Source organism: Actinoplanes sp. NPDC049802 (assembly GCF_040656595.1).
Classification (GTDB): Bacteria; Actinomycetota; Actinomycetes; order Mycobacteriales; family Micromonosporaceae; genus Actinoplanes.
The window spans coordinates 108,103-127,942 of record NZ_JBFAMR010000014.1 but is presented as its reverse complement, the minus strand read 5'-3'; the positions used below and the strand labels follow the sequence as shown (position 1 = coordinate 127,942).

General features: G+C 69.4%; 13 protein-coding genes and 2 tRNA genes. 5 read left to right on the top strand and 10 right to left on the bottom strand.

What is annotated here, in order from left to right:
• Nucleotides 1-95: 95 nt before the first annotated feature.
• The gene (locus AB0I88_RS13185) at nucleotides 96-1,358 is read left to right on the top strand and encodes a lamin tail domain-containing protein (protein ID WP_361022314.1); all 1,263 of its coding nucleotides are present in this window, start codon (nucleotides 96-98) and stop codon (nucleotides 1,356-1,358) included.
• 96 nt (nucleotides 1,359-1,454) lie between these two features.
• Here AB0I88_RS13185 and AB0I88_RS13180 read toward each other — a convergent pair whose 3' ends face one another.
• The 8 genes from AB0I88_RS13180 to AB0I88_RS13145 all read right to left on the bottom strand — a co-directional run bounded on the left by AB0I88_RS13180 (nucleotide 1,455) and on the right by AB0I88_RS13145 (nucleotide 13,057).
• Nucleotides 1,455-2,066, bottom strand: a complete 612-nt coding sequence (locus tag AB0I88_RS13180) for a hypothetical protein (protein ID WP_361022311.1) — start codon at nucleotides 2,064-2,066, stop codon at nucleotides 1,455-1,457.
• Between the two features lie 17 nt (nucleotides 2,067-2,083).
• Nucleotides 2,084-4,345, bottom strand: a complete 2,262-nt coding sequence (locus AB0I88_RS13175) for an MMPL family transporter (RefSeq protein WP_361022308.1) — start codon at nucleotides 4,343-4,345, stop codon at nucleotides 2,084-2,086.
• Between the two features lie 323 nt (nucleotides 4,346-4,668).
• Nucleotides 4,669-7,632: a BTAD domain-containing putative transcriptional regulator gene (locus AB0I88_RS13170; protein WP_361022305.1), complete on the bottom strand. Its 2,964-nt coding sequence runs from the start codon at nucleotides 7,630-7,632 to the stop codon at nucleotides 4,669-4,671.
• A gap of 332 nt (nucleotides 7,633-7,964) precedes the next feature.
• Nucleotides 7,965-8,038 (bottom strand) — tRNA-Met (locus AB0I88_RS13165).
• Between the two features lie 86 nt (nucleotides 8,039-8,124).
• On the bottom strand, nucleotides 8,125-8,373 hold the full coding sequence (locus AB0I88_RS13160; protein ID WP_361022302.1) for a hypothetical protein: 249 nt from the start codon (nucleotides 8,371-8,373) through the stop codon (nucleotides 8,125-8,127).
• Between the two features lie 430 nt (nucleotides 8,374-8,803).
• Nucleotides 8,804-8,880 (bottom strand) — tRNA-Met (locus AB0I88_RS13155).
• Nucleotides 8,881-8,942: 62 nt separating this feature from the next.
• Entirely contained in the window at nucleotides 8,943-11,900 is a 2,958-nt protein-coding gene (locus AB0I88_RS13150) for a UPF0182 family protein (protein WP_361022299.1), read from the bottom strand.
• Nucleotides 11,901-12,028: 128 nt separating this feature from the next.
• Nucleotides 12,029-13,057, bottom strand: a complete 1,029-nt coding sequence (locus AB0I88_RS13145; protein WP_361022296.1) for a PDZ domain-containing protein — start codon at nucleotides 13,055-13,057, stop codon at nucleotides 12,029-12,031.
• 89 nt (nucleotides 13,058-13,146) lie between these two features.
• Here AB0I88_RS13145 and AB0I88_RS13140 point away from each other — a divergent pair, with 89 nt between their 5' ends.
• Nucleotides 13,147-14,382: a zinc-dependent metalloprotease gene (locus AB0I88_RS13140; protein WP_361022293.1), complete on the top strand. Its 1,236-nt coding sequence runs from the start codon at nucleotides 13,147-13,149 to the stop codon at nucleotides 14,380-14,382.
• A gap of 149 nt (nucleotides 14,383-14,531) precedes the next feature.
• Here the strand turns inward: AB0I88_RS13140 and AB0I88_RS13135 are convergent, their stop codons facing one another.
• Both AB0I88_RS13135 and AB0I88_RS13130 read right to left on the bottom strand, forming a co-directional pair.
• Nucleotides 14,532-15,128, bottom strand: a complete 597-nt coding sequence (locus AB0I88_RS13135; RefSeq protein ID WP_361022291.1) for a hypothetical protein — start codon at nucleotides 15,126-15,128, stop codon at nucleotides 14,532-14,534.
• A 735-nt stretch (nucleotides 15,129-15,863) separates the two neighbouring features.
• The gene (locus tag AB0I88_RS13130) at nucleotides 15,864-16,394 is read right to left on the bottom strand and encodes a M48 family metallopeptidase (protein ID WP_361022288.1); all 531 of its coding nucleotides are present in this window, start codon (nucleotides 16,392-16,394) and stop codon (nucleotides 15,864-15,866) included.
• A gap of 497 nt (nucleotides 16,395-16,891) precedes the next feature.
• On the opposite strand from AB0I88_RS13130, the gene AB0I88_RS13125 reads away from it, so the two are divergent.
• From AB0I88_RS13125 to AB0I88_RS13115, 3 genes are all read left to right on the top strand, one after another.
• A complete protein-coding gene (locus AB0I88_RS13125) occupies nucleotides 16,892-17,053 on the top strand; it encodes a DUF5679 domain-containing protein (RefSeq protein WP_169792401.1) in 162 nt (53 codons plus the stop codon).
• A gap of 208 nt (nucleotides 17,054-17,261) precedes the next feature.
• A complete protein-coding gene (locus AB0I88_RS13120) occupies nucleotides 17,262-18,398 on the top strand; it encodes a hypothetical protein (RefSeq protein WP_361022285.1) in 1,137 nt (378 codons plus the stop codon).
• A 27-nt stretch (nucleotides 18,399-18,425) separates the two neighbouring features.
• Nucleotides 18,426-19,772: an AarF/ABC1/UbiB kinase family protein gene (locus tag AB0I88_RS13115; RefSeq protein WP_361022282.1), complete on the top strand. Its 1,347-nt coding sequence runs from the start codon at nucleotides 18,426-18,428 to the stop codon at nucleotides 19,770-19,772.
• The last annotated feature ends 68 nt before the right edge of the window (nucleotides 19,773-19,840 follow it).

Genomic DNA, 19,840 nt, shown 5'->3' with positions numbered 1-19,840 from the left:
CGATGACCTTGCGTGTCGATTGTCGATAGCGTCAGCGTTCAATGCCTGAGCGGGCGCTCTGAGTGCTGCCCTCACCACGGAGGATCTTCAACGACATGCACAGACGACCGAAAACGATTCTCGGCAGTATCGCCGCCGGCACGCTGGCAGCCACCGCGGCGGTGTTCGGCATCAACCCCGCGTCGGCCGCGGCCGCGCCGACCTTCGACATCGTTCCGCTGCGGACCGGCTACGGCCCGGTCACGCTGACCGGCACAGCGGACCCGGGCGACACCGTCCACCTGTATGAGTGGGCGTACGTGTGGGGCTACAACTGGACCCAGGAACAGCTCGCCGAGGAGCCGGCGAACGACTACAAGACCGGCGGCTTCGTCACCACGACGGCGAACTCCAGCGGTCGCTGGAGCATCAGCCGCGACATGGACTCCGGCCACGTCTTCATGGTCGGCACCGACGACGGCTACTCGCAGATCCGCAAGGGTCCCGTGCGTGTCAAGGCGGATCTGAACGTCACCGCGAGCGGAAGCACGGTTGACTTCCGGGTCAACGCCGACCCGGCGCAGCCGGGCCTGCCGGTGAGGATCCAGCGCTACTCCTCGTCCGGCGGTTGGACGACGTTGGTCTCCGGCCTTACCGTCGAGGTGACGATCGAGGGGCAGAAGTACGCCATCTACGAGGGCTCGGTCGCGGACCAGCCGTCCGGCGTCTCGTACTACCGGGCGTTCCTCGAGGGTAACGACGCGGATTGGGCGGACAAGTCCACCTACGTCGTCGCCAACTACTCGGAGAACCAGCAGGCCGGCAGCGGCGCCAGCAACGGGGTGCCGCCGGGCAACCCGACCCCGTCGCCGGTGTACGACACCGGTGTGACGACGCCGCCGACCACGCCCACCACCAAGCCGCCGACGTCGCCCACCACCAAGCCGCCGACCACGCCGCCGACGACGACGCCCACCAAGCCGCCGACCACCCCGGCCGGCCCCGCCGTGGGGGCGGTGCAGTTCACCCGGATCCAGTACAACGCTCCGGGCGTGGACAAGAAGACCAACAAGAGCTACAACGGCGAGTACTTCCGCCTCACGAACAAGACCAAGAGCACCATCAACCTCAAGGGCTGGACCGTTCGGGACGCCGCGGGCAACCTCTACCGGTTCACGGCGAACTACAACCTGGCCGCGGGCAAGAACGTGCTGGTCCGCACCGGTAAGGGCACGAACACCTCGACCGTCCGCTACTGGGGCAAGGCGAAGCACGTGTGGAACAACGGCGGCGACACCGCCTACGTGCGTACCGGTGCCGACAAGACGATCGACACCTGCAGGTGGACCAAGCCCGGCAATGGCTACACCAACTGCTGATCAGCGGTAACAGCAGGACGACGGCCCTCCGGGTTCTCCCGGAGGGCCGTCTCGTCACCGGCGGCTATCCGTCGACATCTCTCGTGACTCGCCCGATCAGGAGACCACGGCGACGTCACCGCCACCCGACTTCGCCTTGATCTCGTGAGCCGACCCGGGAACCTCCTGGACCGACACCTCCCGGTTGCCGCCGTCAGTGGTGGCGTCCACCTCGTACGCCCCGGCCGGGACTTTGATCTTGACGTTGCCGCCCTCGCTTGTCGCGTCGACCAGATCCGCCGCGACCGAGTACTCCAGATCGACGTCGCCGCCCGCGGTGCTCACCGTGGTGTTCGCACCGAGACCACGGCCGGTGACGTCGCCACCCGCGGTCCTGACCTTCACGACGGTCCCGGCGGGAAGCTCGATCCGGTAGTCGACGTGGCAGCCGTCCCCACCGCAGCCCCTGTCCACCAGGTTGAGCGTGCCGCCGTCGACGCTGTGCGAGGTCTCCGGCTCGGTGTCCGAGTAGGTCAGGTCCTCGGTGACCTTCACCGTGCCGGAGTCCGAAGCGGTGAGGGTGACGTTGCCGCCCTGAGCGTCCAGCGAGACGGTGCCGACCTTCGCACTGATGTCGTACGTGTTCTCCGCCCTCTGGCCGGCTCCGCTCGCCTGCGGGCCGCACCCGGCGGCCGCCAGCGCGCCCATCGCGATCACCAGGGTGCTCACGCTCGTCCTCGTCGATCTCATCGGGTTCCTTCCTCGGTGGCGCCCACCCGGCTGAGGACCTTGGTGTCCTCGGCCGGCTCGTTGTCGTGACGGACGGCCGGCCGGGGCTTCGGCGCGGGCCGGCCGCGCAGCGACCAGGCCCGGTCGCCGAGCAGCGACAGCGCCGCGGGCAGCAGCACACCCCGGACGATCGTCGCGTCGATGAGAACGGCGACCGCCATGCCGACGCCGAGCATCTTGTACTCGATGCCGGACAGCGTCGCGAAGATCGCGAAGACCGCGATCATGACGACCGCCGCGCTGGTCACCACACCGGCGCTGCCGCCGACGCCGTGGACGACCGCGTCCTCGGCGGACTCGCCGCGGGCCCAGCGCTCCCGCACCCGGCTCAGGATGAAGACGTGGTAGTCCATGCTCAGTCCGAACAGGATCACGAACATGAACAGCGGCAGCCAGTTGACCACCCCGCCGAAGGACGAGAAGCCGAGCAGCCCGGCGAGGTTCCCGTTCTGGAAGCCGAGGACCACGATGCCGATGGCCGCGCCGATCGCGAGCAGGTTGAGCACCATCGAGACCGCGGCCACCAGCGGTGCCCGGAACGCGGCGACCAGCACGATGAAGGACAGCGCCAGGACGAAGCCGATCACCCGGATCGTCCTGGTCTCCAGCACCTGGGCGAAGTCGTGCAGGCCGGCGGTGCGGCCGCCCACCGCGTACTCCAGATTGGAGGCCCCGGAGAACGCCTGGGGCAGCACGTCCTCGCGCAGGGTGCGCAAAGCCTCGACCGAGGTGTCGTCGGTGCCGCCGCCGGCGAGCGGGACCTTGACGCTCAGCACGCCGCCCACCGGGGTGGCGGAGATCTGGTCGCCGAGCAGGTCGCTCGCGGCGGCCTCCCGGCGCAGCGCCTCGACGGCCTGGTCGGCGGCGCCGGTGGTAGCGCCGTCGCCCCAGACCACGACCTGGGCCGGGTCGGCGCCGCCGGGGAACGCCTGCTGGAGCCGGACACCGGCGTCCACGGCCGGGATGCCGCGCGGCAGCGAGTCGAGCCGGCCGGGCTCGCTGAGCTTCATGCCGAAGGCCGGCAGGGCGAGCGCCGTCAGCGCGATCAGGGCGATGCCGCCGAAGACGACCGGGTGGCGGGAGACGCCGCCGGCGATCGCCGACCAGCCGCGAGAGCCGCTCGCCGTGGTACGGGACCGGCCGAGCAGCGGCACCCGGAGCGAGTCGACGCGCCGGCCGAGCAGGCTGAGCATCGCGGGCAGGACGGTGACCGAGCCGAGCACCGCCAGGCTCACCACGATGATCGTGCCGATCGCCATGCCGTTGAACGTGTCGACCTGGGCGAGGAACAGCCCGGCCAGGGAGAGGATCACGGTGATGCCGGAGACCACCACGGCGTGCCCGGAGGTGCGGGCGCTGATCCTGAGTGCCTCGGCCGGGTCCTTGCCGGCGGCCCGTTCCTCGCGCTCGCGGCGCAGGTAGAACAGCGAGTAGTCGACACCGACCGCCATGCCGATCAGCAGCACCACCGACGACACCGTGCTGTTGGCCGGGATGACCGTGCCGACCAGCCCGAGAACGCCGAGGCCGGCGAGCACCGCGCCGGCCGCGAGGAACAACGGGACGGCAGCCGCGATCAGCGCGCCGAAGACGACGATCAGGATGATCAGGGTGACCGGCAGGGACAGCAACTCGGCCCGGGCCAGGTCCTCGTCGGCGGCCTTGTCGACCGCGGAGGTCAGCGAGATGTCGCCGGCCATCGCGACCCGGACGTCCGGGTGCGCGGCCTGGATCGCCTCGACCTCGGTCCTGATCTTGGCGAAGTGCTCGTCCGCCTCCGCCCCGGGGCCCGGAATGGTGAAGCTGACCAGGCCGGACCGGCCGTCCTCGGAGACCAGCTCGGCGCGCGTCCGCTCGTTGTCGAGCGGCGTCACGATCTGTGTGGTGGCTCCGGGCAGCGCCTTGAGCCGGTCGCCCAGGTCCTTGGCGGCGCTCTCCAGCTCGGGGCTGCCGACGAACGGCCTGTCCCGGTTCGGAGCCTCGATGAGCACGTTCTCCGTGTACGTCGGGACGACCTTCTGAGCGCGGATCATGCTCTGTGCCCGGCCGGCCTCGCCCGCGTCGGTGGTCTTGGCGCCCGATCCCGCGGCGTCACCGAGCAGCACCGCCACGGCGACCAGCAGGATCCAGCCCACGATGATCTTCTTGGGGTGGCGGGCCGACCAGCCCACCATCCGCTCCGACAAGGGCTCCTTCGCCGTCGGCGCCTTCCGTGACATGACTGTCCCTCCTGGTTGGCCTGGGCTTTCCTCACCCGGCGGCTTGTCAGCCTCAGAATCCGAAGTCCATCGAGTACGAATGAGGCGTGAGCCGCACCCGGATCCGGCGACTGTCGGCATCGTCGGCCGGCCATCCGTGGACGACGTCCACCGCTTGCGCGGAGATGCTCATGAGGTTTCACCCTGCCGTCGCTTCCGTGGCGTCACCGCCCCTCGGCGCCAGCCTCCGGCATCCCGTTATCGGCACGCCTTCTCTTCGTTATCGCCAGGCGGTTCGCCGGCACAGGCCGCGGACAGCGACGACACCTTCCGGTACGGCCGGGTCAGCCGATACCGCATCGGCCCTTCACCCGCGCGAGCACCGTGAGAACGTCCTCCTCCAGCATCGGAGCACGCATCTCGCGGAACATGTCCCGGGCCCGCTCCAGACGGGCGATCGCCGTCTCCCGGCTCCCGCTGTCGAGTTCCAGTTCGCCCAGCCGGAACTCGATCCTCGCCTGGAGGATCGGCTTGCCGCTGGTGGCCGCCCGCTCACGGCCGCTGGACAGGGCCGCCCGGGCCGCCGCGTGGTCGCCGTCCGCCAGGTGCGCGGTGCCCAGCCCGAGCAGCGCGTACGACTCGCCGATCAGATCGCCGAGGTCACGCGTCGCGGCCAGCACGTCGCCGAAGATCGTCACCGCCCGGTGCACGTCGCCGGACTGCAGATGAGCCTGCCCGAGCCGGTACAGCGCCTGCGCCTCGATCCGCCGGCTGCCGGCCCGGCGGCTGACCTCGAGCGACTCGACGAGCAGGGCGGTGGCCTTCGCCGGCTCCCCGCGATCCAGCTCGACCTGCGCCATGTTGTGCAGCACGTGCGCGGCCGCGGTCATGTCGCCGACCCGGCGCAGCACCGTGAGCGCTTGCTCGTACCGCCGGTACGACGCACCGAGTTCACCGCCCATCCGCTCCAGATAGGCGAGGTGCCGGTTCGTCACCGCCGCGCCGTGCTCCTCACCGAGCGCCTCGAACAGCGCGACGGCTTCGTCCAGGTACCGGCGCGCGTCGGCGAGCCGGTTCTCCACGACAGCCAGGGAACCCATCGAGTACCGGATCACCGCCTGGCCGAGCCCGTCCCCGGCCTGCTGGGTGGCGGCCAGCGCGATCTCGGTGGTCTCCCGCCAGTCGTTGAGGTAGTCCCGCAACTCGAACAGGGTGATCGACTTGATCGTCAGGTCCCACGAGTAGTCGGCGGCGCCCACCTTGGCGGCCTGGCGGATCGCCGCCACGATGCACTGCCGTTCCCGTTCGAACCAGTCGAGCGGGTCGCTGAGAATCCGGTCGGTGACCTGCGGCGGAAGTCGCCGGCGCGCCGCCGGGCTGTGCATCAGATGGTTGCCCGGCCCGTAGAACCTGCGGTGCGCCTCCTCGGCGAGGAACAGCATCCCGCCGAACACTCGCCGGAGCGCCGCGGTCCGCTCCGCCGGCGGCTCCTCGGCGGCCAGGCGCTCCCGGGCGAAGACCCGGATGAGGTCGTGCATCCGGTACTGCCGGTGCCGGCTGTGCTCGGTACGGACGGTCTCCACGAGTTGCGCGTCCACCAGTTCGTCGAGCAGGTCGTGGGCGTCCGGCAGCGGCTCGTCGAGCAGGGCGGCGCACACCCACGCCGAGAAGTCCGGGCAGTCGACGACGGCGATCAGCCGGAACAGTCGCCGGGCCGGTTCGCTGATGTTGTCGTACGTGATCGAGATGCTGACCCGTACGCCCAAGGCCCCGTGGTTCAGCTCGTCGAGCCGTCGGGACTCGTTCTCCAGCCGGTCGACGAGTTGCCCGACCGTCCAGTGTGGCCGCGCCGACAGCCGCGCCCCGGCGATGCGCAGGGCGAGCGGCAGCCCTCCACACAGGTCGCCGAGCTTCTCGGAGGCCTCCCGCTCGGCCCGGACCCGGTCGGCACCGGCGATCCGGGCGAGCAGTTCCAGGCATTGCGACGGCTCCAGCACGTCGATGTCGACGTGCACCGCCCCGGGCAGGGCGCCGAGCCGGTTGCCGGCGGTGATCAGCACCGCGGTGCGCGGACTGCCCGGCAGCAGCGGCAACACCTGCGCCTCGGAGCCGGCGTTGTCCAGCACGACCAGCATGCGGCGGTCGGACAGCAGCCCGCGGTACATCTCCGCGCGCTCCTCCAGCCCGTCCGGGATCGCCGTGCCGGGGACACCGAGCGCCCGCAGGAACCGCTCCAGGATCCGCATCGGGCTGACCCGGTCGGAGCTGCGGCCGTGCAGGTCGGCGAAGAGCTGCCCGTCCGGAAAGCGGGACGCCAGCCGGTGCGACACGTGGACACCGAGCGCCGTCTTGCCGATGCCTGGCTTCCCGGCCACCACGATGATCGGCACGGCCAGTCGGCCCGGGTTCGCGGCGGCCGTCACGAGTTGCAGCTCGATGGCGTCGATCTGCCGGCCGCGGCCGGTGAAGTCGGCGATGTCGGTGGGCAGCATGCACGGCGCCGTCCCGCCGGGGCCGGACGGCCGCGCCGCCTCCCCGGCCACGATGGCCCGCTCCGGCACGCCGAGATCGGCACTCGACGTGAGAATGGCTTGTTCCAGCCGCTGCAGCCACTCGCTCGGCTCCAGGCCCAGCTCGTCGATCAGCGTGCGACGGGCCGCACGATAGGCGTCCAGCGCCTCGGCCTGCCGGCCCGACCGGTAGAGCGCCAGCATGAGCTGACCACGCAGCCGCTCCCGCAGCGGATGGACCGCGACCAGGCCGGCCAGCTCCGGAATCACCTCGCGGTGCCGGCCCAGCTCCAGGTCGTACTCGATGCAGTCCTCGTTGATCGTGAGCCGTCGCTCGGCGAAGCGGTCGGCGACCATCCGCAGCGGCTCGCTGTCGAGCCCCTCCAGCGCCGGGCCGCGCCACAGCGCCAGCGCCTCCCGGTAGCGGGCCGTCGCGTCCTCCCGGCGGCCGGTGTCCCCGGCGGCCCGTGCCTCCCGGACGAGCCGTTCGTAGCGGTGCAGGTCGACGCCGATCCCGTCGGGCACGAGCACGTACCCCTGATTGCGGGTGACGATGGCCTGAGGACGGCCGTGCGCGCCGAGCAACCGGCGCAGCGCGGAAACGCAGATCTGCACCTGCACGCGGGCGCTGGAGGGAAGGCTCTCCCCGTAGACCGCTGTCATCAGGCGGTCGATGGAGATGACCGTTCCGGCTTCGAGAACGAGGCTGGCCAGAACGATCTGCTGACGGTTGCCGCCGATGTCGAGCCGTCGACCGCCGGCGACCGCTTCCAGCGGCCCCAGCACGTGAAACTCCATGGGCGCCCGCTATCGCCGGCCAGACGGAAGCCGCAGTGCCCGTATTTCGCCTACCTGCTTCTTTCCGCCGTTCGAGGCTGCGTCTTCCGGGTGGAGTCGTGTCCGCAAGTCTCTGTCCCCCATGAGGTCGCCCCGAGCCTACGAACTATCCGAAGTGGTCGCCACCTCCTTCCCACAGGCTGCTCGCGGCGGCTCTTCGCGGTGCGGGGAACGCCTCACCCGGAGAGAGGGCGACTTTCCGGCCGCCTGATGTCGCCATACTTTCGATGAGGTAAGGCGGTCGGGAAACAGAAAACGCGGCTCGTCTGGTGACGAACCGCGTTTTCCCTTTGTAGCGGGGACAGGATTTGAACCTGCGACCTCTGGGTTATGAGCCCAGCGAGCTACCGAGCTGCTCCACCCCGCGTCGGTAGATAAAGCTTAGCGCGTCGCTTCCGAGGCCCGCACACCACCCCCTCCATCAGGGGGCGCGGCGCCGGCACGGGCTCCGCGTCATGATCGAACCGACCCGGAATGCGCCCGGTCGACCCGCGTCCCGGCCTTGATCTCGAAGGTGAAGACGGCCCCGGCATCGCGTTCCAGCACCAAGTCGACGTGGCCCTTGGGCTGACGGGTGACCCGGGGACCCGGGGCCGTCCCCCATGCCGGCAGCCGCTGGACGACGAAGACCGCTTCCAGGAGTCGGGTGTAATTCTCTGCACTGCTCTTTTCCATGCCCACGGCCTCGGCCATGGCGGCCATGTTGAGCACCTGACCAGACCGCGCAGCAAGCACGTTGAGTCCGGCCCGACATCTTGCCCTGCGACCGGCTGCGTGTCGTGGTGATCGACGAGGTGCCTTACCTGGTTACCGCTGAATTTTCAGACGTTTGCGCAGTCCAACACGGTTGCCAAGCTGAGCCCCGCAAGCCGATACATCGCCTAATTTACATCCATCGCTATGTGAGGCCAGGATTTCGCCAGTACGCCAACCGAAAACAACCACGAACAACCGAAGAAGAGGCAGCAGACCGATTGCACACCGGGCACACCCGTCGAGCCAAGACAGGAGGATCTCGTGTTGCCTCGTGCCATTCCATGCCGGCAGATCTTTGGCTCGGACCATGCCCGGACGAAGATCAAAAACGCGGTCCGTCACGAAGACGAACCGCGTTCTGACTTGCACCTAACTTTGGTAGCGGGGACAGGATTTGAACCTGCGACCTCTGGGTTATGAGCCCAGCGAGCTACCGAGCTGCTCCACCCCGCGTTGACTTCTTAACCCTAGCGCACTGACTCCGGGGGCCGCAAAACGGCCCCCGGAGACGAGCGTCACCCGCCCGTGGTTGCGGTCGGGCTTGCGGCTGCGGACGGGCTCGCCGACGTGTTCGGCGCGGCGCCGGACTGACTGGCCGTCTGCCAACGGGCCATGGCGTCGTCGAGTGCCTTGAGGGCCTCGCCCTCCTTGACGAAGTCGCCCGCCTGCCGGGCGGCCCGCAGGTCCTTGATCGCCTTGTCGATGTCGGCGGCCGCCTGGGCGAGCTCGGGGCTGAGCTCGCTGGGCGGCTGGTTGCCCGGCGGTGTCGTTGGTGTGGTCGGCGTGCTGGGTGTGCCGCCGGTGGCTGGCGGAGCACCGTTCTTCCCTAGGGCTGCGAGGGCTTCGAGTGCTTCGGTGAGGTTGTCCTCGAGGACGACGTAGTCGCCGGCGTCACCGTAGGACATCAACACCTTCTGCAGCAGCGGCGCGGCGTTGGCCTGGCTGCTCTTCACGTAGACGGGCTCGACATACAGGATGTCGTCGGCCAGTGGTAGTGAGATCAGGTTGCCGTAGAGAACCGAGGCCTGACCGCCCCGGGTGAGCAGGGCCAACTGCTGGGAGACAGAGGCGTTGTTGACCATCCGCTGGTGCACCTGGACCGGACCGGGAACCGCCGCGTCGTCGGGGAGCTCCCAGACCTCCAGTTTGGGAGAGCCGTCGACGTACGAGGCGGAGATCAGGGCCGCCATGTTCTCCCGGTTGGCCGGGGTGACGCCGGCGGTGAGCTGGAAGCGGGTCTCCTCCTGCTCGGGCAGCTTGACGTTCAGGTAGAACGGCGGCTGCTTACCGCTCTGCGGCGAGTCCGGAGCGTTCGGCACCTGCCAGAAGTCGTCGCCGGAGAAGAACGTCCGCGCTTCGGTGACGTGGAACTTGGTGAGCAGGTTGCGCTGCACCTTGAACAGGTCGGCCGGGTAGCGGAAATGCTCGGCGAGCGCCTGCGGGATCTGGCTCTTCGGGACGATCAGGTCGCCGCCGAACGCCTTGTTCCACGCCTTGAGGACCGGGTCCTGGTCGTCGAACTCGTAGAGCGTCACGGTGCCGTCGTACGCGTCGACGGTCGCCTTGACCGAGTTGCGCATGTAGTTGACGTCATCCTTGGCCAGGGCGAACGATCCGGTGCCGGTCAGCTCGTCACGGGTCTCGGTGGCCAGGTTGATCTTCTGAGCGTACGGGTAGGTCTTGGCCGTCGTGTAGCCGTCGAGGATCCAGGTGATGCGCCCGTTGACGACGGCCGGGTACGGGTCGCCGTCGATGGTGAGGAACGGCGCGACCTTGGCGACCCGCTCGCGCGGCTCCCGGATGTACATCAGCTTGGACTCGGAGTTGACCGCGTCGGAGAGCAGGAAGTTGCTCTCGGTGTTCTTGATCGCGAAGACCATCCGCCGGAAGAACGACCCGATCTCGACGCCGCCCTTGCCCTCGTAGGTGTAGAGGACCTCGCCGCTGTTCGCGTTGTTCTGCTCCTGCGGGCGGTCGAACTCGACGTTCTTGCTCTTGCTCTCCTGACCGACGATCACGTACTCGGTGGACTGCTCGCCGTAGTAGATCCGCGGCTGCTCCGCCTTGATCAGGTCGGTCGGCTCGGCGCAGTTGCCCTGGGTCTGCCCGGAGCCGCCGAGGAAGCCGGAGACGAAGTACGGCAGACCGGTGCCGCACACCCGGTTGGCCGGCGCTGCCACCAGGCCGTAGCCGTGGGTGTAGACGGTGTGCCGGTTGATCCAGTTGCGCTGCTGGTCGGTGAGCTTGTCGTCGTTGATCTCACGGGCGCCGACCACGTAGTCCTGGGTCTTACCGTTGATCGTGTACCGGTCGACGTCCAGCTTCTCGCCGAAGTCGTAGAAGCCGCGGGACTGCTGCGACTGCGTGAACGCCTGCGAGACGAGCTGCGGGTCGATCAGCCGGACGTTCTGCGCGCTGGTGTCGGCGGCCAGCGTCGCGGGTGGGCGGCCACTGGTCGCCGTGTACTGGGCGACATCGGTGTTCTCCAACCCGAACGCCGCCCTGGTCGCCTCGATCGATCTGGCGATGTATGGCGCTTCCTTGTCCGAGAGGCTCGGCTTCACCTGGAAGTTCTGCACGGCCAGCGGGTAGATGCCGCCGATCGCCACGGCCGAGATGGCCAGCAGCGCCAGCGAGACGCCCGGCCACACCAGGTTCCGCATCACCGCGTTGGAGAAGACGATGATCGCGATCGCCACCACCACGGAGATGTAGGCGAGGATCTCCTTGGCCGGCAGCAGCGCGTTGACGTCGGTGAAGCCGGCGCCGTAGAGGTCCGGGGACACGTGCTGCTCCAGCAGCAGCGCGCGCCGGTCCAGCACGTAGGCCACCGCCTTGAGCAGCACGAACACTGCGACCAGGGTGGTCAGGTGAGCGCGGGCGGCACCGGTCATCCGGTCGCCGACGCCCTGAAGGCGCACGCCGCCGAAGACGTAGTGCACCGCCAGCGAGCCGAGCACCGCCAGCACCACCGCGGTGAAGCCCAGGCCGAGCAGGTAGCGCAGGAACGGGTACTCGAACACGTAGAACGAGATGTCGACCTTGAACTGCGGATCCTCGACCCCGAACGAGCCACCGTTACGGAACAGCATCCAGTCGCCCCAGCGGCTCTGCGCGGAGAGACCCGCGAAGAAGCCGATGACGAGACCGGTCACGGCGATCCAGGTCCCCAGGCGCGGGGCGAGGATCATCCGGTACCGCTCCAGGGTGGCCTGCTCCGCGGAATGCGGGCGCAACAGCGGCCGCAGACGGTATGCCAGGTAGAGGTTGCCGGCGACGAACAGTGTCATCACCGCACCGACGGCCAGGAACAGCACGAGGCGGGTCAGCAGCACTCCGGAGAAGACGCTCGTCTTCTCGACCTCGGAGAACCACAGGAAGTCGGTGTACGCGTCGATACCCCAACCCAGCAGCGTGAATAGTATGAAGACCCCGACCAGGACGCCGACGGTGACGCGACCGCGCCGGCTCATCCTCGGTAGAGGACTGTTACGCATGACCAACGTTGGCTCCACACTTCGTCTGGCCGGTGTTTCACCTTACGATGTCGCATCCAGCTTCGGTACGCGGCAGAACTGTCTCGTCACTCCCGGCACGTGGATCACGAGGCCGAGCACGGCTTCGGATCGTTGCCGGAGGTGAAAGCCTGTATCGCGGCGAGCGCGTCGTCCACCGTGGCCACCTCGGCCATCGGCAGGCCGGGCACGGCGTTACGCAGCGCCTCCGCACAGTTTTCCTTGGGGACCAGGAAGAGCTCGGCGCTGGCCTTCTTCGCGCCGACCAGCTTCTGCGGGATGCCGCCGATCGGTCCCACGTCGCCGTTGTCGGTGATGGTCCCGGTGCCGGCGATGACCTTCCCGCCGGTGAGATCCTCGGCACGCATCTTGTCGATGATGCCGAGAGCGAACATCAGTCCCGCGCTCGGACCGCCGATCTTGTCAAGATCAATCTCAATCTCGTACGGGTTGGGCTGCTTGGTGTCGATCTCGACACCGATCCGCGGCGTGCCGTCGGCCTCGTCGGCCTTCGAGGTGATCCGCGCCGTCCCGGGCTGACCGCCCCGGTCGTACGCCACTGTCAGCGTGGACCCCGCCGGCTTGGCCCGGACCAGCTCGATCACCTGGGCACGGTTGGTGATCGGGGTGCCGTCGACCGCCGTGATCACGTCGTCGGCCCGCAGCACGCCGTCGGCCGCCCCACCAGGGGTGACCTTGGCCACGTAGGTCAGCACGGGGTAACCCAGCTCACGCAAGGCCACCGTCTCGGCGCTGCTCTGCGACTGCTTCCACTCCTGCGCGTTCTGCTCCTGGACCTGCTTCTCGCTCTGGTCCGGCGGGTAGATCAGCTCGCGCGGCACCACCGCGTCGGAATCGCTCAGCCAACTCCGGATCGCCTGCACCAACTCGACCTGCGACTGCACATTGACAGTGGTGAGGCGCAGCTGCCCGGCCGACTCCGAGGTCTCGCCCTTCGTGACCTGAATGACCTCGGTGCCGTTGTCCGAACCGAGGGTGTCGACCGTGGGTCCGGGCTTGAGCACCACGTAGGGCATGGGTGCGACCATCACACCGGCAGCCAGCAGAGCGGTGATCAGGGCGCCGAGGATGACGGTGACACCGCGACGTCTCATGCGCGAGAGCGTACCCACCCTGTCTGAGTTCTCTCTGAGCTGACACCTCCCTCGGTCCGCTGCGGGGTTTTCGCGCGTACCGTTGGGTCGTGCCTGATATCCCGTTCGGCTTCTCCCTGCCGGGCGCTCAGCCGCCCGACCCCTCCGACCCGCAGCAGATGCAGCAGTTCATGGCGCAGCTGCAGCAGATGTTCGCCGCGCCCGGCAGTGGCCCGGTCAACTGGGACCTGGCTCGACAGGTCGCCGCCAGCCAGCTCTCGGCGTCCGGTGACCCCGCGGTGAACATGCTGGAGCGCCACCAGGTCGAGGAGGCTCTGCGTCTCGCCGACCTCTGGCTCGACCCGGTGTGCGCACTACCCAGCGGCATCCACAAGTCCGTGGCGTGGAACCGCAACGAGTGGATCTACAACACTCTCGACGTCTGGAAGAAGCTGTGCGAGCCGATAGCCGGCCGCATGGTGGGCGCGATGGGCGACCTCGTTCCCGAGGAGGCCCGCGCCCAGCTCGGCCCGATGCAGTCGATGGTCGCCACCCTCGGTGGGGCGCTCTTCGGCGGCCAGCTCGGCCAGGCCTTCGGCCAGCTCGCGGCCGAGGTGCTCTCCGCCGGCGACATCGGCCTTCCGCTCGGTCCGGCCGGCACGGCCGCGCTCGTCCCGTCCAACATCAAGGCGTACGGGTCCGGCCTCGAGCTTCCCGAAGACCAGGTGAGGCTGTATGTGGCCTTGCGTGAGGCCGCCCACCAGCGGCTGTTCGGGCACGTCCCGTGGCTGCGGGCACACGTGCTCAGCGCCGTCGAGACGTATGCGAGCGGCATCACGGTCAACCGGGAGGCGATCGAGGAGGCGATGAGCCGAGTCGACCCGAGCGATCCCGAGTCGATGCAGGCGATGGCTCTGGAAGGCATCTTCACGCCCGAGGACACCCCGCAGCAGAAGGCCGGGCTGGCCCGGCTGGAGACCGCGCTCGCCCTGATCGAGGGCTGGGTGGGCCACGTGGTCGACGCCGCCGCGGCGGACCGTCTGCCGTCGGTCGCCGCACTCGGCGAGGCGTTCCGCCGCCGCCGCGCCGCCGGCGGACCGGCCGAGCAGACCTTCGCCGCCCTGGTCGGTCTGGAACTGCGCCCACGCCGCCTGCGTGAGGCGGGCGCCCTGTGGGCGGCCGTCACCGATCACCGCGGCATCCCCGGCCGGGACTCCCTCTGGGATCACCCCGACCTGCTGCCCACCGACGAGGACTTCGCCGACCCGGAGGCGTTCGCTCGCGGCCGCACCGACTGGGACATCAGCGAACTCGACGGCCTCGAGGACGGCCCCAAGGAGGACTGACGCTCACCGGGGCGCCCGTGGGGCGCCCCGGTGGTTCAGCCTGCCCGTTCCCTGTGTCCGCGCCGGGCCCACCGCCGGCCGCCGACTCGCGCTCCGGACGAGACTCCCGCACCCATACGCGGTTCCCGGAACGCCGGCGGGCGGGGCCGTCAACCGCCGAGGAGGGTGCGGGTGTTCTCCCAGCCTTCCAGGGCCGGGTCGAGGGTGGTCAAATCGGCCGGGCCGCGAAGGCGGCGCCACTGCGGGGTGGAGGTGACCTCGCCGGGAGAGGGCGCGGTCCTCCGCAGTGCCGGGGCCGAGCCGTCGTCAAGGTCGTGGTCGGCCAGCCAAGCGGGGGCGGGCAGGCTGGTGGCCACCCCGAAGAGGCCGCCGCCCGGGCCGCCCGCAGCCACCGCGACCGCTTTGCCGTCGAGCGGGCGAAGCAGCTTGCCCAGGGTCATCCCGGGCACGTCGGGAGCATCGGCGGCGATCACCGCGGCCTGATCGAAGCCGTCCTCGGCGGCGGCCCTGAGCACCGGCAGGACGGTCGGCGCCGGGATCTCGTAGATGCGCATGCCGGGCCAGGCGATCTCCTCGGCCAGGGCCCGGTCCTCGGCGGTCGTGGCGATCGCGGCCTCCGCTTGGGCCAGCCTCGCCAGCAGGTCGACCACGTCCTCGGCCATGGCGGTCCGCCAGGCGGTCCGATCGACACCCGGAGGGCTCCACGGAACCGGTACCAGCATTGCCACAACCACCCGCCGAGTCACGCTGTAACCCTATCGACCGACGGCCGGTTCCCTCCGCCGACGCCGGGCCACAGCTTCCGCTCGGTCTGGTTCTTGCTGCTCTCCGGCCTTCGGAACACCTCTAGGTCCCGCTCGGTCGCAGGTCCGGAGCTGCCCGGCCACAAGCCACACGATCGGTGGTTTTTTCAGCTAATTCACAGAAGTTTTTCAGATCAGGCGCTGCCGAGAAGCCGTTCACGGCTCCTCAACAAGACGACGCCACACAACCGGGCGGCACGGAGCCACAGGAGCGGGCGGAAGCCGTTCACTGCGCGCAATGAGCGGCTCAGCAACACGGCGCCACACGAACCGGCGCGGCGTCACACGAACCCGCACGAACCGGCGAAGCCGCACGAACCCGCGAAGCCGCACGAACCAAAACGCGGTGCCGTTCGGTGTGCACGGCAGTTCTTCAACGACACGGCACCGCGTGAAGCGGGCGGCGCGGGGCCACGCGAGCGGGTGGAAGTCGTTTGCTGGCATCCGACGGCTCCACGAGAACAGGCGGGGTGCAACGTCGGCCGGACGGGCTCTGAGGTCATGGGGGCCGTTGCGATCGGGGGCTGGAGAGAGCGTGCGGGGAGCACGGAGGGTGACCCACCACGACGATCTCACCCGGCCCGACCGGCTCGTCGCGCCGCAGGCGCGCCGCGGCAGGGAGTGGCAGGGAGCAGATCTTGCCGTTCGGGGGACACGCAGCCGTACCGATGAAGGGGTTTATTCGGCCATCACCAGCGTGCCGGCCGCAGCGACGCCCTCCAGGTAGCCGCGGGCGCGTTCGGCCTTGGGGAAGCGGTTCACGAGGTCCCAGAAGCGGGTGTTGTGGCTGGGTACGACCAGGTGGGCCAGCTCGTGCAGGAGCACGTAGTCGATGACCCAGTCGGGCATCTCCTGAATGCGGTGGGAGATACGGATGGTCGCGTCGTCGGGGGTGCAGGAACCCCATCGCCCGTTCTGGTTGGTGACCCAGCGCACGCTTGCCGGAACCACGAGCTCGGCGTGATCGGCGAGGTAACGGCTGGTCAGGCGGCGGGCGCGGGCCAGCAACTCGGCGTCGGTGCATCGCAGACGTTCCTCGCGGGCGGCGAGCCGGGCGAGCATCCGCTCCACCCACTCCGTCTCCTCCGCACGGGAGAATCGGTCTGGGATGAGGACCACGACTCGCTCACCGTCGCGATACGCGGACACCGTCCGTCGCCGGCGCTGGCTGCGCCGCACTTCCACGACAGGTTTGCGCGCGCGCGCCATTACCGGCTCGCGCGGCCCAGATTCGGGTTCACGTTGAGACGCTAATCCGCCGCACCCCTGTTACCGCAAGAGTACGGACAATGACTGTCACGGAAATGCGCACTTCGCCCGCATATACCCGAAAAAATTTTCCCCACCGGCAACATCGGTGACATTCGTCAACCTAGACCATCGTCGACACATGAGCCCAACGGGCCCGGCTGTCCGTTTTGTGCCTTTACGATGGGAATCGTCGGCGTGTCCCGGCAAAACTGGCTATAAAGGGTACTTAGGACCGGCACACTCACGTCGTCGGCGACACCGCCGACGCTGCGCTGACATGGAACCGCCCTGACCTGGGTAAGTGAGCGCCCCTGACGGGGGTCACAGTGACCGCCCCGGACAGGGTGGCCACATTCGCGTGGCCGCAAGGCGGTCCAGCGCCGCAAAGAGGTTCGCGCCCGCCGCCGCGAACGAGGCACCGGGCCGGGCGGCCGACGATACGACGAGGAGGAACCGTGGCCGACACCACGTACAACGGCTACTGCGTCAAGTGCAAGGAGAAGCGTGACTTCCAGGGCAACGTGGAGGTCTCCAAGACCGGCATGAACATGGCCAAGGGCAAGTGCCCGGTCTGCGGGACGACGATGAACCGGATCCTGGGCAAGGCCAAGGCATGACCCGCCACCACCGGGGAGGCGGCCACCGCGGCCACCTCCCCGGTGGCCGGCTGCCCGTAACCGTGTTCACTCAGACACGTTGAGTCAACTGGATGCACACACTGCCTGTGGATAACTCGCCCCCAGGCTGTGGACAACCTCACTCACAGCGGCTGAGCCTGTGGATAACATCACCCCTGCGCAGCTTCGCAGTGACACCCTGTCACCCATGAACCGGACACCGCTGCCCCGGCCCACCCTGGTCCCCGGGCTGCCCCGCTTCTGGCGCACCGCCGGCGAGCTGCAGCTCGGACTGGATCCCGCGCATGCCGTGCTGCTGCACCTGCCCGACGCACGCGCCGCCGGGCTCCTCGACCTGCTGGACGGTGAGCGGGCCGAGCGGCTCGTCCTGGTCCGCGCCGCCGAGCTGGGCATACCGCCGGCCGAGGCGCTCACCCTGCTGGACCTGCTGCACGAGGCGGGCCTGGTGCTGCCCGCCTCGTCGCTGCTGCCCGCCGCCCTGCCGGCCGCCGTGCGGAATCAGCTCACCGCCGAGGCCGCCGCCCTGGCCCTCGGCCGGGCCGCCCGCTCCCGCGTCCCGGGCACCGATCGCTCCGGTCCGTCGCCCGCCCAGATCCTGCGCCGCCGCCGGGAGGCCCGCGTGGTGCTCAACGGCCGGGGCAGGCTCGGCTCCACCATCGCGGTGGCACTCGCCCAAGCCGGCGTCGGGCACGTCCACGCCGATCTGTCGGGCGTGGTCGGGCCGGCTGAGATCACCGGCACCCCACTGCTCGCCACCGACGTGGGGCAGCCCCGTCACAGTGCCGTCACAGCGGCGATCGAGCGGATCGTGCCGGGCACCGGGGTGCACCCCGTCCGGCGCTCCCCGGCGTCCCTGGTCGTCCAGTTGGCCCACGACGAGCCGCCCGCCCTGGTCGCCGCCGGTCACGCGGCGCGGCGTCAACCGCACCTGTCCGTCACGGTGCGCGACGGCGTCGCGGTGATCGGGCCGCTCGTGCCGGCCACCGGCGCACCCTGTCTGAACTGCCTCGACCTGCACCGCAGGGAGCGCGACGACGGCTGGAGCGGCGCCGCGCCCCCGCCCGCGCCGGACGGGACCGAACCCTGCACGGTGACCACGTTGCTCGCCGCCACGGCGTTCGCGGCCGGCGAGGCGCTGGCCTTCCTGGACGGCGCCACGCCGGAGACCCTCGGGGCGGCGGTGGAGATCTCCACGCCCGGACGATTCCGTCGCCGGACCTGGCCACCGCATCCGCGATGCGGTTGTCAGCGGGGCCGTCGAAGGCCAACCTTCACCGGACCTTCACCGCATAACCACCAAACCACCGTGCGACAGGCCGGGTGAAGGCCGGATGTCGGTCACAATGATCTGGTGACGGACATACCGCGCCGCGCCGCGTCCCGGACAGCGAAGCTCGCCGCACTTCCGCTCGGCTTCGCCGGGCGCGCAGCCCTCGGTCTCGGCAAACGTGCCGTCGGCATAGCGTCCGACGTCATCTCCGCCGACATCCAGCAGCGCACCGCCGAGCAGATCTTCAGCGTGCTGGGCCAGCTCAAGGGCGGAGCGATGAAATTCGGCCAAGCCCTGTCGGTTTTCGAGGCCGCACTGCCCGAGGAGATGGCCGGCCCCTATCGCCAGGCCTTGACCAAGCTCCAGGAGGCCGCGCCGCCGATGCCGGTGGCCAACGTGCACAAGGCGCTGGCCGAGCAACTGGGCCCGGACTGGCGGGACAGGTTCGCCGAGTTCGACGACAGCCCGGCTGCCGCCGCCAGCATCGGGCAGGTGCACCGGGCCGTGTGGAAACTGCCGCCGGCCCGCCGCAACGCAAAACCGAAGTTGCTGCCGGTGGCTGTGAAGGTGCAGTACCCGGGCGCCGGTGACGCGCTGATCACCGACCTCAAACAGCTCTCCCGCCTGGCCGGCATGTTCAAGATCATTCAGCCGGGGATCGATGTGAAACCCCTGCTGGCCGAGCTCCGGGACCGGATCACCGAGGAGCTCGACTACGAGATGGAAGCGGAGACCCAGCGGGCCTTCGAGGAGGCGTACCGGGGCGATCCGGAGATCTTCGTGCCCCGGGTGGTGGCCTCCGCCCCACGGATCCTGGTCACCGAGTGGGTGGACGGCACCCCGCTGGCCGACGTGATCACCGGCGGCACGCCCGCCGAGCGTGACGAGGCCGGCCGGCTGATGGCGATCCTGCACTTCTCCGCACCCGGCCGGGCCGGTCTGCTGCACGCCGACCCGCATCCCGGAAACTTCCGGATCCTGCCCGACGGCCGGCTCGGCGTCATCGACTTCGGCGCGGTGGCCCGGCTCCCCGACGGCCACCCGGAACCGATCGGCCGTCTGGTCCGGCTCGCCCTCGACGGCCAGGCACAAGCAGTCGTCGACGGACTGCGCGACGAGGGTTTCGTCAAGGCGACCGACGACCTCGACGCCGAAGCGCTGCTGGAGTTCCTGCTCCCGATGATCGAACCGGTCGCGGTGGAGCGGTTCCGCTTCACCCGGAGCTGGCTGCGCTCGGAGGCGACCAGGCTCACCAATCCCCGCGGTCCGGCCTACCAACTCAGCCGGCGGCTCAATCTGCCACCGTCCTACCTGCTCATCCACCGGGTGACCCTGGGGTCGATGGGGGTGCTCTGCCAGCTGGAGGCGGAGGCCTCGTATCGCGAGATCCTGCAGAAATGGCTGCCAGGCTTCGCCCCCGCCATTTGATCAATCGCCCCTAAAAGATCATGGGCGCTGTCGTCGGTGGCGATACGTTCGACCGAACCCGTTCGCCA